We start from the raw sequence: 13,673 nt of genomic DNA on the forward strand, positions 1-13,673 counted from the left end.
AACGGGAAGGTGAAACAAGTGAAGAAAAAGTGGGATGGTTTAGTGACAGATTACAAGCAATACGCTTTTATTTTGCTTGCTGTCAGCACCTTTTTATATATTGGTACGATTTTACCGAATCAGCACATAGAAGCATCACCAAAAATGCTGATGATGGCAGTTGATTGTGTTTTCTTATTAGCCGCTTTTCTTTGCGTGAAACGTGCGATCTTTTTTCAAAAAAAGCTACAAGAACTAGATGAAGATTAAGCAAAAAGTCTCCTCATATGATGAGGAGACTTTTTTAAATTGCACTGGATAATCGGACAAGAATCACTGTGGAAATTTAGTCAAACACACAAAAATCATCTAATTTACTAAAAACAGGTTTACAAAATGGTGCTTGCTGGATATACTTACAAAGTAATTAAAAACGTAAAGGAGGCTGAAGAATATGTTATTCGTATCTACTTTTGATCAATTCAACAACCAATTTCATCATGTCATCAGCCTGTGGAAGAGCTCGTGTCCTTCCTTTACCTTTTACGGTTCACGCTACAAAACTGTTTAAGTAAACGAGGATTTCACGTATCATCCATCGCAGGTTAGAAGACACTGTCTTTTGATCTGCATTTTTGTGTGCCCGCAGGTCAACTGATAAAGAAGATCTGCGGGCTATTTCGCGTGCTGCGAACTGAAGGGAGGTGAGCGTATATGACAATCCATTTATTTTTTATTACTTTGACGATCCAACGTAAATACAAAGACATTGAAACGGTTCTTTATGAACAACAAGTCGAAACATTTTATGAAGAAATGAAGCAGAAACAACTAAAGTACATGAACTAAAAAGGACAATAAAAAGATGAAAAGGAGGAGATTGACATGTTTATGATGCTTGCAATGCTTGATTGTTATACAAGGGAGAAGGACCAGGTTTAGACACGCTCCACATTGATCACCTGCACATATGATAACCGTAAAAGGAGATTGTGAGGTGATCAATGAATGTCGATGTCACCATATATGAGGTTTCCGTCAGTGGGGCACGGGTATGCGTCTATTCCGCATTCTTTAAAGCACGGGTACGGCAATCCATACAGAATGCAAAGAGAGCAAGAAGAAATGCTCAGACGCTATATGTACAATTATCCAACCTATTGGTATTAAAGAAAAGGAGCAGGAAACGTCATCGTTTCCTGCTCCTTTTACATTAGCAAATCCAGCTTGCACCGATGATGATTAACAAAATGAACAGTACAACAAGCAATGCGAATCCGCCTGCAAAACCGCCACCGTAGCCACCGCAGTAGCCTCCAGAATAACCGCCAAAGCCCATAATCTAGCACCACCTTTATCTAATCAAGATACATTCATAAAATATGCAGCTCATGCGGAAAACGAAATCAATCTGAACACAATTAATGAAAATGCCTATTTGTTTAAATATTTTTCATGACGTGCGAAACATTTTCAGAAAAGGTGCCGTCTAATAAAAGACAAAGGAATTAGGACTAGGTCTTAACTTTTGTTAGGCGAGAGCCGATATGAAAAGTAAGAAAATTCGTAAATAGTTTTATTTACTGGTGCAAAGCAGGTGTTGACATTGATTCAAAGCTGGATTGGAAAACAAATGAGGGAACCAAAGGGCTTGTTCTCAAAATGGGTAGCTCGCTATATGGAAAAAAATCATCATAATATCAATCAATGGACGATTCAACTCTTAAATATACAAGAAAACGACCGGATTTTAGAAATTGGTACTGGAAGAGGTATGACATTATCTAAAGTAGCAGAAAAACTTGATCGAGGAAAAGTATATGGAATCGATGCTTCGCGTCATATGGTAAAATACGCGAAAAGAAAACATAAGAGGCTTGTCGAGCAGGAAAAAGCCGTTATCACACTTGGAAAAGCTGAGCAATTACCTTTTGAAGACAGATCATTCAATAAATTGTTCACAGTGCAGACCATCTATTACTTGCCAGATATAGAACAAGTCATGAAAGAGGTATATCGCGTTCTTCAAGTGGATGGAGAAGTATTCTTATCTTTTCAAAAGCAGGAACTGATGAAGGAACAAAAACGCTCACAGTCTCTTTCAACGTACAGTGAAGAAGACATCAGCTGTCTTTTTTCAGCGTATCACTTTAGAGACGTCTCTGTTTACCATTATGATACATACATCTGTATCAAAGCCTTAAAATAATGATGAAAATATTTCCCAGGTAATGAACAAGCAATTAAAAAAGGCTCTTCGTCAGAAGGGCCTTTTTTGCATGTGGGAATTGATCATTCATCAATAAAAAAGACACTTCACAAGAAGAGTCTTTTGCATTCATTTCATATGTAGGGGCCAGCCAGGTGTGTAAGGAATGATAGTATATATAAGGAATTTGTTTGTCGATTAAGGATACCTGTCTGGCTTATTCCTTATATCGACAATGTTCTGCAAATGTTTAGCTTTTTTTTCAATATTTTCTTTTTTATTTGACTGGAAAATACATTTTTCTCTCCTAGATAGACATTTGTCACTTATTTTTTGAGTCAATGTGTGGTTAAAAGAAGGGAAAAGCCCGAGAAAGAGAGAATTTTGGAGAGACTTCATTTTTAAACAAAAAGGGAGGAATGAAAACATGTCGGGAAACAAAGGTGTCGTTTACAAAGGAGCAGGAAATGTAGCAGTTGAGGATATTGGATACCCTGATTTGGTTTTAAGAGATGGCCCTGGTGTACCTAAAGCCAATGTTGGACGTAAGTGTGAGCATGGCGTCATTTTAAAAGTGGTGACAACAAACATTTGCGGGAGCGACCAGCACATGGTAAGAGGGCGTACAACTGCGCCTGAAGGACTTGTCCTTGGTCATGAAATTACTGGTGAAGTCGTTGAAGTTGGACGAGATGTAGAGTTTATCCAAAAGGGTGATCTCGTATCAGTTCCATTTAATATTGCCTGTGGTCGCTGCGTCATGTGTAAAGAACAAAAAACCCATGTGTGTTTAAATGTGAACCCCGATCGACCTGGCTCAGCTTATGGATATGTAGATATGGGCGGATGGGTTGGCGGCCAATCGGAGTACGTCATGGTGCCATATGCTGATTTCCAGCTACTCAAATTTCCGGACAAAGATCAGGCGATGGAAAAAATACTTGATTTGACGATGCTTTCTGATATTTTCCCGACAGGTTTTCATGGTGCTTATACGGCTGGCGTAAAGCCGGGCTCTACCGTCTATATTGCTGGTGCAGGGCCAGTAGGTCTTGCAGCAGCGCATTCCGCTCAGCTCCTTGGCGCATCTGCTGTCATCGTCGGTGATCTTAATGAACAAAGGCTCGAGCAGGCGAGAAGCTTTGGCTGCGAAACGATTAATTTACGAAAACATGATCGAATCGGTGAACAAATGACAAACATCCTTGGAGAGCCAGAAGTCGACTGTGCGGTCGATTGTGTCGGTTTTGAAGCTTCAGGTCATGGAGATCAAGGAGAAGCACCAGCCACCGTTTTAAATACAATTATGGATATTACCAAAGTTGGCGGTAAACTTGGAATTCCAGGACTTTACGTCACAGAAGATCCAGGTGCTGTGGATGAAGATGCAAAAGTTGGATCTCTGAAAGTGCGAATTGGACTTGGCTGGGCCAAAGCCCATACCTTTGTGACAGGCCAAACCCCTGTCATGCAATATCACCGCAGCTTGATGAAATCTATTTTAAGCGGAAGAGCACAAATCGCCAAAGCCGTTAATGCAACCGTCATTTCCCTAGATCAAGCCCCTAAAGGATATAGCGATTTTGATTCGGGTGTGGCGAAGAAATTTGTGATTGACCCGCATGGGATGCTTTCTAAATAATGATCCATCGAAAAAACTTACAGGATTTTTCCTGTAAGTTTTTTTGTTTATAAATATAAAAAGACCTATACTGTTCTTCTACATTTCATAACGTGGTAAAATGAGTAAATTGGAAAAAATGATCTTTAGTTGAAAGACATACCATAAAACAGTTGGCAATGATTGGATAGGATTATGATAGATAGGAAGAATAGAGGAGAGATTACAATTGCTAAAAGTACAGAACATCATCAAAAATTATGAGGGTAAACAAGTATTAAAAGGGGTTAGCTTCCACTTGAAACCTGGTGAATCATTTGGGCTTTTGGGTCCTAATGGTGCAGGGAAATCAACCTTAATCGGCATCATGACAGGACTTCTACCTGCAACGAGCGGGACTGTTACGATTGGAGGCATTGATCTACATAAAGAAACAAAGCATGCACAGCAATTGATTGGCATTGTTCCGCAAGAGATCGCTTTATATTTAGATTTGTCAGCAAAAGAAAATTTAACGTTTTGGGGGAAAATGTATGGACTTAAAGGAGAAGAATTAAAAAGGAGAGTACAAGAAATCCTTGAATTAATTGGTCTGGGCAATAGAGCGAATGATAAAGTGAAAGTATTCTCAGGAGGGATGAAAAGAAGAGTGAATATCGGATGTGCGATTTTGCATCGGCCAAAACTATTAATAATGGATGAGCCTACAGTGGGTATAGACCCGCAATCCAGAAATCATATATTAGAAACAGTTAAAACGTTAAATAGTGAAGGAATGACAATTATTTATACGAGTCATTACATGGAGGAAGTCGAATATCTATGTGAAAAAATAGCTATTATGGATCAAGGTTCTTTCATTAAGGTAGGTGATTTAAGTGAATTGGCTGAGCTTGTTGGAGAAAAAAGAGAAATCATTTTTACGATTAAATGTGAACAAGGACAAAAGGATATGGAGCGAGTGTGCCAATACATAAATGAATACCACCCACTGAATGACTTTGTGGTACAGGAAAATCAAATCACATTATTTGATGACGACCCTCAGCATTTACTAAGTCAACTTATTCAAGGTGTAACCACATTAAATGTTCAATTAATTTCAGCAGAAGTTGTAGAACCAAATTTAGAAAATGTATTCTTGTATTTAACAGGTAAGAAATTACGAGATTAGACCGAATAGAGGTGAGCATATGAGCATTTGGGTTGTACTGAAAGATCTATTATTGTTTTTTAGGGATAAGAAAAGCTTTTTTACACTTTTTTTTATGCCTATCATATTAATTGCTATATTAGGTGCAGCATTTGGAGATAACATGAAGAAAGATAGCGAAATTAGGATCAATTCATTTCGAGTAGGAATAACAGATCAGGATAAGTCCGCTACAAGTAAAATGTTTCTTTCAACTTTGTCTAAGAGTGAACTCAGTGACATATTTGAGGTGAAGGTCACCTCGAAAAATCAATTAGAGAAAGATTTAAATAGTAGAGACATTACAATGGGTATAATCATCAAGCCGAATTTTGAAAAAAGCCTATTAAATCACGATCATGTGCAATTGAATATTTTGAAAGGACCTAATTCAAACTTACAGGAAATGGTTCTAGAGAATGTGGTTGTGCAATTCTTTCAAAATTATCATATGAATCGTATTCTGGTGCCGTTGAATCAAGGTAAAGAAGTGGAGATCGTGTCTGATCAACTGAAAAAAGAACTAGTGAACGAAAGGAATATTCATATCAACAGCCAGCCGATTACATCCTTCCAATACTACGCAGGCGGGATGGGTGTGCTTTTTTTATTAATGACTGTTGTTTTCTTGGTTGGCAGTATGATAGAGGAAAAAGAAGAAGAAGTTTATAAAAGACTACTAGTATCAAAATTAAGCAATACTAGTTATATCATTGGAAAGTTATTGGGCATTATTTTAATGAGTATGATTCAACTTGCGGTCATTATTTTATTTACTAGCTTTGTCTTTAAGGTGAACTGGGGAGAGCCTTTTACTGTTGTTATGATCGGATGTAGTTTTATATTAAATGCTGCGGGTTTCGGGGTGCTGATTGGTTCTTTTATCAATAGAGAAAAAACGTTTAACAGTGTGGGGATTTTAGGAACTCAAGTGTTAGCTGCTTTAGGTGGGAGTATGGTGCCCTTATACTTATTCCCACAATGGGTGATTGATACCAGCTATTTTTTACCTAATTCTCTTGCACTTCAAATGTTTTTGAAAAGTATGGCAGGTGCTGATTTTAGTGAAATTCAAAGCGGATTATTACTTAGCTGTGGGATGGGAATGGCTTTCTTCATCATTGCTTTATTAAGAATGTCTTTTGAAAGGAAGCATCGTTATGCATAAAATATTAGCCATTATCACGTTAAAGTTAAAAGAAACATTAAAGTCCCCATTGACCCTCATTTTTTTATTTGTGATGCCAATTGTATTTAGTTTTATCTTTGGTAGTACCGCATCTGATACAAAGAAACCGACAGTTGCTTTTATTCTAGAGCCCAGTCAAGGTAAACTAGATCAAGAAATTTTTCAAATTCTCGAAAAAAACACCAAATTTCTCTGGGTAAAGGCAACTGAAAGCGACGCAAAAGATTTAGTATCTGAAGAAAAGGTAGTTGCGTCTGTGAAAGTCGTAAACCAATTAAAGTCCCATCTAAAAGAAAATAAAGAGATTTTTGATGTGACAGTTTATAAAAAAACTGAAGAATATGCAGTCTTATCTCCCTATTTAAAAGAGACAGCTGCCATCATTTATCAAATCAATCAGGGTGTGAAAGAGCAGAAAAGTGTTTCTCTCACCAATGCATTGAACAAGTTAAATGAATCTGGCACGATTTCATTGGCCGAAAAAAATCAAAATGGTCAAGCAAGCCAACAACCCAATTTGATACCGCTTGGCTTTACCATTATGTTTATGATGTTTGCGATTTCAAGCTCTGTGTCTTCTATTCATTTGGAGTATAAAGATTATACATGGCAAAGATTGCTTTCGAGCCCAATTCATAAAATATATGTGCTGCTGGGTTATTTAATGGCTTATTTCCTCCTTGGATGGCTACAACTGGGTGTTCTTTTGACCGTCTTATCTGTGTTCTTTCAAATGTACTTAGGCAACTTGATTCATATTCTAGTGTTTGGATCATTTGTTATAGGGCTAGTCGTGAGTTTAGGTTTTATGATTGCCACTTTATCTCATACAAAAAAACAAGCTGAAGTATTTAGTGCAATTGTCATTGTAGGATCATGCATGCTAGGTGGTATTTATTGGCCTTTAGATATCGTTCCAGACATTATGAAGAAGATCTCTTTGGCTATACCGCAAACGTGGATGATGTCTGGTTTTGGTGAGATCATGAGCGGCAATGTTAATCTTTCTATCTTATTATTAGATGCGACGGTTTTAATTGCTTTTACGGTGGTCTTTATGATCATTGGTTTGAAGAGTATCAGATCCTATTAATCCTTTGTATTTACATTGTATCTTCTAAAAAGCCCTCTATAGCTATGTAGAGGGCTTTTTGTATACATGTGATTTACTTAAAATGATTGGATAACTCGTTAATATTTTCTGAGGTACAATGGTGAAAGAAATTGAAGGCTGCCCAAATAAATATTTCACATTACCCATTGAGAAGGATATATTCCTCTGTTAAATCAACAAACGCCTTCAAAGCAGGAGACATCCATTTATTTTTATGCCAGAATAGTTGGATTTTCGTTGTGAGACAGGGTCCCATCCAATTGATTTTAATCATATGGCCTTCTGTTATTTCTCTTTTTATAGAAATTTCGGGAAGTACAGCAATTCCTAAACCAGCCATTACACATTTTTTTATGGCTTCTACATCTGCTAGTTCTAGTTTACTTCTCGGTTTTGCTCCTGCCTGTGTCAAAGAGTGTTCGAAGGCATAACGATAATCGCAGTCTTCGGTTAACAACAATCTTTGCTCGTCTAAATCGATAGGATATACTTTTTGTTTTTTGCTCAATGGATTTGTTGGACAGCATACAATCGCCATCGGTTCATCTTTTAATTCTTTTACAATTAAATGTGAGGATACGACAGGATTCATCGATAATAGGGCGACATCAATTTGTCCTTCCAGTAATAGATTTAAAACATCCTTTTCAGCTATTCCGGGACGAAAAATCAGTTCTACTTTAGGATACGTTGTTTGAAAGTCCGTTAAAATATGAGGAAGTCGATAGGTACATTGTGTTTCAGATGCACATATTCTCAAAATGCCGCTTGGCTCACTCATCCCACCAACAGCCTCTAATGCTTCTCCTGTTAAACCTAAAATCTTATCCGTATAATCTTGAAACTTCATGCCAGCTTCAGTTAAAATGACCCTTTTTCCAAGCCTTTCAAATAGAGGGGTTCCTAGCTCTTCTTCTAATGCAGCGATATTTGCCGTGATACTAGATTGAGCATAGCCAAGTATTTGTGCTGTTTTTGTAAAGTTTAATACTTTTGATGCTGTTTGGAACATCATCAGTTGCTTTATTTCCAACGTCAATCCCTCCTAAATCGGATCAGCCGATTGATGCAATCAGAAAACTTCTATAGATAGATCATAACATTTTTACTATGATAAAAGTGGGCGCTTTCATTATTTAGAATGTTCAGATTTTATAGGGGGGATGGCTTTGTTTGAAACGATTGTCAATTCAATAAATGACTTTTTATGGACATATATTTTAGTCGTTATGTTAATAGGGATTGGAATCTACTTTACGGTGAGAATGAAGTTTATGCAAATTGTCTTACTAAAAGAGATCTTCCGTTCTATTTTTGAAAAAGCTCCAAAAATAAAAGGGAGTCAAGACATTTCTTCAATGCAAGCTTTCTTTATCGGAGCAGCGACGAGGATTGGAACTGGAAATATGGCAGGTGTTGCTATTGCCATCACAGTTGGTGGTCCTGGAGCTATTTTTTGGATGTGGTTTGCAGCAGTTTTAGGGGGAGCTTCTGCATTTGTCGAAAGCACACTCGCTCAAATATATAAAGTGAGAACAAGTGATGGTTTTAAAGGGGGTCCAGGCTATTATATACAAAAGCAATTTGGACTGAAATGGCCAAGTAGGATCTTTGCCTTTTCTGTTATTCTTAGTTTTGGCTTAATTTTTAATGCAGTACAAACGAACACCATCACAAATGCCTTTCGATATTCATTTGGTATCAGTCCAATTGGCATGGGGGTATTCGTAACCATTCTTACGGCTTTCATCATTTTTGGTGGTGTAAAGAGAATTGCCCGCTTTACCCAAATCATTGTGCCAATCATGTCCTCGTTTTATATTATCTTAGCACTTTATGTGATTGTGACAAATATCGCTGATGTACCCGCAGCATTAGCAAGTATTATGAAAAGTGCGTTTGGATTAGAGCAAATGGTTGGAGGCGGAATCGGCGCTGCAATAATGAACGGTGTCAAACGCGGTTTATTTTCCAATGAAGCAGGAATGGGAAGTGCGCCAAATGCAGCTGCTGCTGCTCATGTTTCACACCCAGTAAAACAAGGGTTTGTTCAATTATTAGGCGTTTTTTTTGATACATTAGTTGTTTGTAGTTGTACAGCATTTATTATTATGCTATCAACAGTAGAAACAGCAGGTGATTTGTCAGGTATTGAAATTACTCAAGCTGCAATGGCGCAGCATTTCGGTTCTTGGGCGAGTATTTTCTTAGCATTTGCGATCTTTACTTTTGCATTTAGCTCCATTGTAGGTGGCTACTATTACGGTGAAGCCAATATCAGTTTTATTCATAACAGTGTAACCGCGCTATTCGTGTATCGAATCACTGTTTTAATGATGATTATGTTTGGTGCTCTCGCTAACTTACAAATCGTTTGGACGTTAGCGGACTTGTCGATGGCGATTATGGCCATTGTTAACTTGGTTGCCATTGCGATTTTAGGCAAATTTGCTTTTGCGGCTCTAAATGATTACATGGGACAAAGAAAGGTAGGAAAGAACCCTGTTTTTTACGCTTCTACCATTCCAGGTTTAAAAGGAATAGAATGGTGGGGAGCAGAAAAACAAGCGATTAAATCAACAAATGAAGGGGTAGAAAATCAATGATAAATTTTGAATATGATTGTCATACGAAAATGATCATGGGGACTGGAAAATCTAAAGATATTGCCTCTATTGTAGAGGACATTGTATTGCCTAGTGCTACAATTATGATTGTAACTGACCCTGGTGTAAAAAGCGCAGGATTGGTGACGCCTATTGAAGCATATTTGCAAGAAGCTGGTTATTCCGTTGTCGTCTTTGATCAAGTATCTCCAAACCCTAGAGATCATGAATGTCTAACGGGTGCAGAGCTCTTTAGAAAAGTACAAGCATCAGCGGTTATTGCGATTGGTGGAGGAAGCCCAATGGATACGGCAAAAGCCATTGCTTTATTAGGTCCAAATGGCGGTAATCCTGAAGAGTATATAGCAGGCAAGAAAGCGTACACAAATGTATCACCCTTAATTTGTATTCCAACCACGGCTGGAACTGGCTCTGAGGTGACCCGTTCATCTGTGATTACGTTAGCTGCTTCACATAAAAAAATCACCTTAAAACATGCCTTGCTTCGACCAACTATTGCGATTTTGGATCCTGCTCTTACTTCTACGGTGCCAAAAAGTATAACAGCGGCAACAGGTGTTGATGCACTGGTCCATGCGATTGAAGGCTATACATGTAAAGAAACAAACCCTATTTCTAAGGCGATGGGGGCAAGCGCAATGAAAACCATTGTGACCTATTTACCGAAGGCGTATGAAGATGGATCTGATTTAGAAGCAAGATACAAAATGCAGGAAGGCAGTTTACTCGCTGGCTTATGCTTCGGTTCCGCTGATGTAGCAGCCGTGCATTGTTTAGCCGAAGCGCTCGGCAGTCTTTATGATACGCCTCATGGTATCGCAAATGCTGTATTTTTACCTTATGTCATACAATTTAATGCAGCTGAAAACAAATCATTGCACATAAAGCTTGCAAACATCATGGGCTTTGCAGATAAAACGGATGCAGATGATGTGGCGATTCAAAAATTAATGGATGGTATATATACATTCACAAAGAATTTAGGTATTCCATCACTAAAAGAATTATCTTATGTAAAAGTAGAAGATTTTGAAAAAATGGCTGAACTAGCAGAACAAAACAACTCTACAAAAAGCAATGTTCGTGCCGTTACGAAAGCGGACTACTTAGATATACTAAAGGCTGCTTTTTAATATAATCATACAGAAAAAGAGCCGAATAGAATGACTGAATGATAAACACAAACTTTCCTAGACTTTACACAAGAAGCAAACGACTATGTCGTCAATATGGAGAATTACAAATATACCACCCTCCTAATGTATGATTTAGGTGGTGGTTTTTCTATGTCCCATTTGACTAGGTATCATGTATACATGAGTGGTATGATAGACGACAACATCTCATGAGAGAAAGGATAGGATAAACGATGAATTTTCACAATAAAACAGTCGTTATCACTGGCGCAGCCAATGGAATTGGTGAATCGATCGCGTATGGCTATGCGAAAGAAGGGGCGCGTGTCGTGCTTGCGGATATTGACGAAGAGAAGGGCGAGCGCTTGGAAGATCAGCTGAAAAAGGAGTCCTTTGAGGCTTTTTTTAAAAAAACGGATGTGAAACAAGAGAAGGATATTCAAGACATCATGTCGGCTGCCGTGGCTCGTTATCAAACGATCGATATTCTCATCAATAATGCAGGGGTTATGTGTACAAAATCGCCTTATGAGCTAACGGTTGATGAGTTTGATCATGTGCTGCATACAAACCTACGAGGTGCTTTTTTATGTGCAAGGGAAGCGGCACGTTATATAAAAGAGAATCAATCAGGCGGTTCTATTGTTAATATTTCGTCCACTCGCGCGACCATGTCAGAACCGGATACAGAAGCGTATGCTGCATCAAAAGGTGGGATATCAGCACTTACTCATGCGCTGGCTGTTTCCTTTAGTCAGGATCATATAACAGTAAACAGCATTTCCCCTGGGTGGATTGAAACGAAGGATGAGAAAAATTTGCGAGAAATTGACCATCAGCAGCATCTTTCCAATCGAGTAGGAACGCCAAAGGATATTGTCAAAGCTTGTTTTTATTTAACAGATGAAGACAATCAATTTGTGACAGGAACAGATTTGGTTGTTGATGGCGGCATGACTAGAAAAATGATTTATGCGGATTAACATGAAAAAAAACATTGACGCCTTGACGGAGGCGCAGTACAATATGTAACAATTCAGCTGAAGATCGTGATGAAAAAAAGATAAAGCGCAAATAGAGAAGAGTATGTAATGGCTGCCTCACACAGAGAACTCCGTGAAGCTGAGAAGGAGCTGGGAAGCGTTACAGAACCAAGCCTCTTAGCTCTGCACCGGATTCATTGTGATGGTGATGCAGCGGCATTCTCCCGTTATAGAGAAGGGTTAGCGATAACCTGCTAAGGTTCATCTGGTAACAGGTGAATGAACTGAGGTGGCAACGCGGAGTCAATCCCGTCCTCAAGACAGAAATGTCTTGGGGGCGGGATTTTTTTATGACAAAAGGAGGGCACCACGATGAAAAAACATTGGCGGGATATGAGCATGTTACTTGGAGCGATTGGTATTGTGAACATAGGAGAATGGATTTATATGATTGCTCTCCATCTGCTGATTTTTCAGGAAACGGGCTCCGTTCTTGCTGTAACAGCCGTCTATATGTTAAGACCTGTCTCGGCTCTTTTAACAAATAGCTGGTCTGGTAGTTTAGTAGATAGACTGAATCAGCGGAATGTCATGATCAGTCTAGATCTATGCCGGGCCGTTCTGATTGCTTGTTTACCCTTTGCCTTATTTTCAGGCCACTTATTGATCGTATATGTGATGCTATTTCTCATTCATATGGCACAAGCCATGTTTCATCCAGCTTCGATGGTGTATATGACAGCACTAATCCCGGCGGATAAACGAAAACGGTTTAATGCCATTCGATCTTTGCTTCAGTCTGGTGGAATTTTACTCGGACCCGCCGTAGCAGGGCTGCTTTTTCTCATTGGTACACCAGTCCTTTCAATTTATGTAAATGCAATCTGCCTTTTGATATCTGCTGTTTTGACGATGTGTTTACCGATTTTGTCAAAAGCAGACGGGGCACAAAAGGGCTTTTCTCTCTCGGTATTAAAGGAAGATGCAAAACTTGTCTTTCGTTTCAGTCTCACATCCAGGCAAGTGATGGCCGTGTATTTATTATTTAGTGCCGCCATCACGGTGCTGCCGACTGCGATTGACTCACTTGAAGCAGCTTTTGCAAAGGAAGTGCTGATGTTGACCAATACCGAATATGGGTTTCTTGTCAGTGTAGCTGGAGCAGGGATTATCGCAGGGGCATGTCTCAATACGGTCATTGTCGAAAGGCTGCCTGTTTCAGTGATGCTTGGTGCGGGGAGTTTGTTTGTGGCTTTTGGATACTTGATCTATGCTTTTTCGAACACATTGACTGTCGCTGCAGCTGGCTTTTTTGTTCTCGCTTTCTTTTTAGCATTTGCAAACACCGGTTTTATGACTTTTTATCAAACGAATATCCCGGTAGAGGTCATGGGGAGAGTGGCAAGTTTTTATGCGTTATGTGAAGCTGTTCTGACGATGATGATGACAGGAATATGCGGCGTATTGGCGCATGTGTTATCGATACGTACTTCTGTCATAATTGGCTGCCTATGTATGCTTCTTATTTGTCTGTTGCTATGTTTTGTCATTTTTCGTCCATTGACTGTCAAAAAAATAGTGCATCTTACTTAGAAAATTAAAAAAATTATGTTATCATTATTT

The 13,673-nt window shown here is 38.7% G+C and carries 14 protein-coding genes; 12 read left to right on the forward strand and 2 right to left on the reverse strand.

Annotated features, from left to right (window positions below; all coding sequences use genetic code 11):
- The first annotated feature begins 18 nt into the window (after positions 1-18).
- The 3 genes from ACTJJQ_RS00835 to ACTJJQ_RS00845 all read left to right on the forward strand — a co-directional run bounded on the left by ACTJJQ_RS00835 (position 19) and on the right by ACTJJQ_RS00845 (position 1,149).
- Positions 19-249 carry a YrhC family protein gene (locus ACTJJQ_RS00835; protein WP_061420905.1) on the forward strand — a complete coding sequence of 77 codons (231 nt, stop codon included), beginning with the start codon at positions 19-21 and terminating at the stop codon, positions 247-249.
- Positions 250-693: 444 nt separating this feature from the next.
- Positions 694-828 (forward strand): YrzI family small protein, encoded by a 135-nt coding sequence (locus ACTJJQ_RS00840; RefSeq protein ID WP_008342648.1) that lies wholly within the window; start codon positions 694-696, stop codon positions 826-828.
- A gap of 159 nt (positions 829-987) precedes the next feature.
- Positions 988-1,149, forward strand: a complete 162-nt coding sequence (locus tag ACTJJQ_RS00845; RefSeq protein WP_154666048.1) for a hypothetical protein — start codon at positions 988-990, stop codon at positions 1,147-1,149.
- Positions 1,150-1,192: 43 nt separating this feature from the next.
- On the opposite strand, the gene ACTJJQ_RS00850 is transcribed toward ACTJJQ_RS00845, so the two are convergent.
- Positions 1,193-1,318, reverse strand: a complete 126-nt coding sequence (locus ACTJJQ_RS00850) for a YjcZ family sporulation protein (protein ID WP_008342643.1) — start codon at positions 1,316-1,318, stop codon at positions 1,193-1,195.
- A 267-nt stretch (positions 1,319-1,585) separates the two neighbouring features.
- Between ACTJJQ_RS00850 and ACTJJQ_RS00855 the strand changes: the two genes are divergently transcribed.
- From ACTJJQ_RS00855 to ACTJJQ_RS00875, 5 genes are all read left to right on the forward strand, one after another.
- Positions 1,586-2,188, forward strand: coding sequence for a class I SAM-dependent methyltransferase (locus ACTJJQ_RS00855; RefSeq protein ID WP_017367683.1), 603 nt, complete (start codon positions 1,586-1,588; stop codon positions 2,186-2,188).
- Between the two features lie 427 nt (positions 2,189-2,615).
- Positions 2,616-3,830, forward strand: a complete 1,215-nt coding sequence (fdhA, locus tag ACTJJQ_RS00860; protein ID WP_046344086.1) for a formaldehyde dehydrogenase, glutathione-independent — start codon at positions 2,616-2,618, stop codon at positions 3,828-3,830.
- Positions 3,831-4,038: 208 nt separating this feature from the next.
- Positions 4,039-4,983 carry an ABC transporter ATP-binding protein gene (locus ACTJJQ_RS00865; protein WP_242730736.1) on the forward strand — a complete coding sequence of 315 codons (945 nt, stop codon included), beginning with the start codon at positions 4,039-4,041 and terminating at the stop codon, positions 4,981-4,983.
- Between the two features lie 19 nt (positions 4,984-5,002).
- The gene (locus ACTJJQ_RS00870) at positions 5,003-6,169 is read left to right on the forward strand and encodes an ABC transporter permease (protein ID WP_224563825.1); all 1,167 of its coding nucleotides are present in this window, start codon (positions 5,003-5,005) and stop codon (positions 6,167-6,169) included.
- Complete coding sequence (locus ACTJJQ_RS00875; protein ID WP_242730734.1) at positions 6,162-7,283, forward strand: ABC transporter permease; 1,122 nt, start codon at positions 6,162-6,164, stop codon at positions 7,281-7,283. Before ACTJJQ_RS00870 ends, ACTJJQ_RS00875 begins: the two co-directional genes overlap by 8 nt.
- Positions 7,284-7,443: 160 nt before the next feature.
- Here the strand turns inward: ACTJJQ_RS00875 and ACTJJQ_RS00880 are convergent, their stop codons facing one another.
- Entirely contained in the window at positions 7,444-8,337 is an 894-nt protein-coding gene (locus ACTJJQ_RS00880; RefSeq protein WP_008342630.1) for a LysR family transcriptional regulator, read from the reverse strand.
- A 130-nt stretch (positions 8,338-8,467) separates the two neighbouring features.
- On the opposite strand from ACTJJQ_RS00880, the gene ACTJJQ_RS00885 reads away from it, so the two are divergent.
- From ACTJJQ_RS00885 to ACTJJQ_RS00900, 4 genes are all read left to right on the forward strand, one after another.
- On the forward strand, positions 8,468-9,910 hold the full coding sequence (locus ACTJJQ_RS00885) for an alanine/glycine:cation symporter family protein (protein WP_348936136.1): 1,443 nt from the start codon (positions 8,468-8,470) through the stop codon (positions 9,908-9,910).
- Positions 9,907-11,064: an iron-containing alcohol dehydrogenase gene (locus ACTJJQ_RS00890; RefSeq protein ID WP_440599867.1), complete on the forward strand. Its 1,158-nt coding sequence runs from the start codon at positions 9,907-9,909 to the stop codon at positions 11,062-11,064. The genes ACTJJQ_RS00885 and ACTJJQ_RS00890 overlap by 4 nt, the downstream gene beginning before the upstream one ends.
- Before the next feature lie 236 nt (positions 11,065-11,300).
- Positions 11,301-12,050: a glucose 1-dehydrogenase gene (locus ACTJJQ_RS00895; RefSeq protein ID WP_440599868.1), complete on the forward strand. Its 750-nt coding sequence runs from the start codon at positions 11,301-11,303 to the stop codon at positions 12,048-12,050.
- A gap of 372 nt (positions 12,051-12,422) precedes the next feature.
- A complete protein-coding gene (locus tag ACTJJQ_RS00900; protein ID WP_440599869.1) occupies positions 12,423-13,643 on the forward strand; it encodes an MFS transporter in 1,221 nt (406 codons plus the stop codon).
- The last annotated feature ends 30 nt before the right edge of the window (positions 13,644-13,673 follow it).

The organism is Bacillus sp. 22483, assembly GCF_052044605.1.
Taxonomy (GTDB): domain Bacteria; phylum Bacillota; class Bacilli; order Bacillales; family Bacillaceae; genus Bacillus; species Bacillus altitudinis.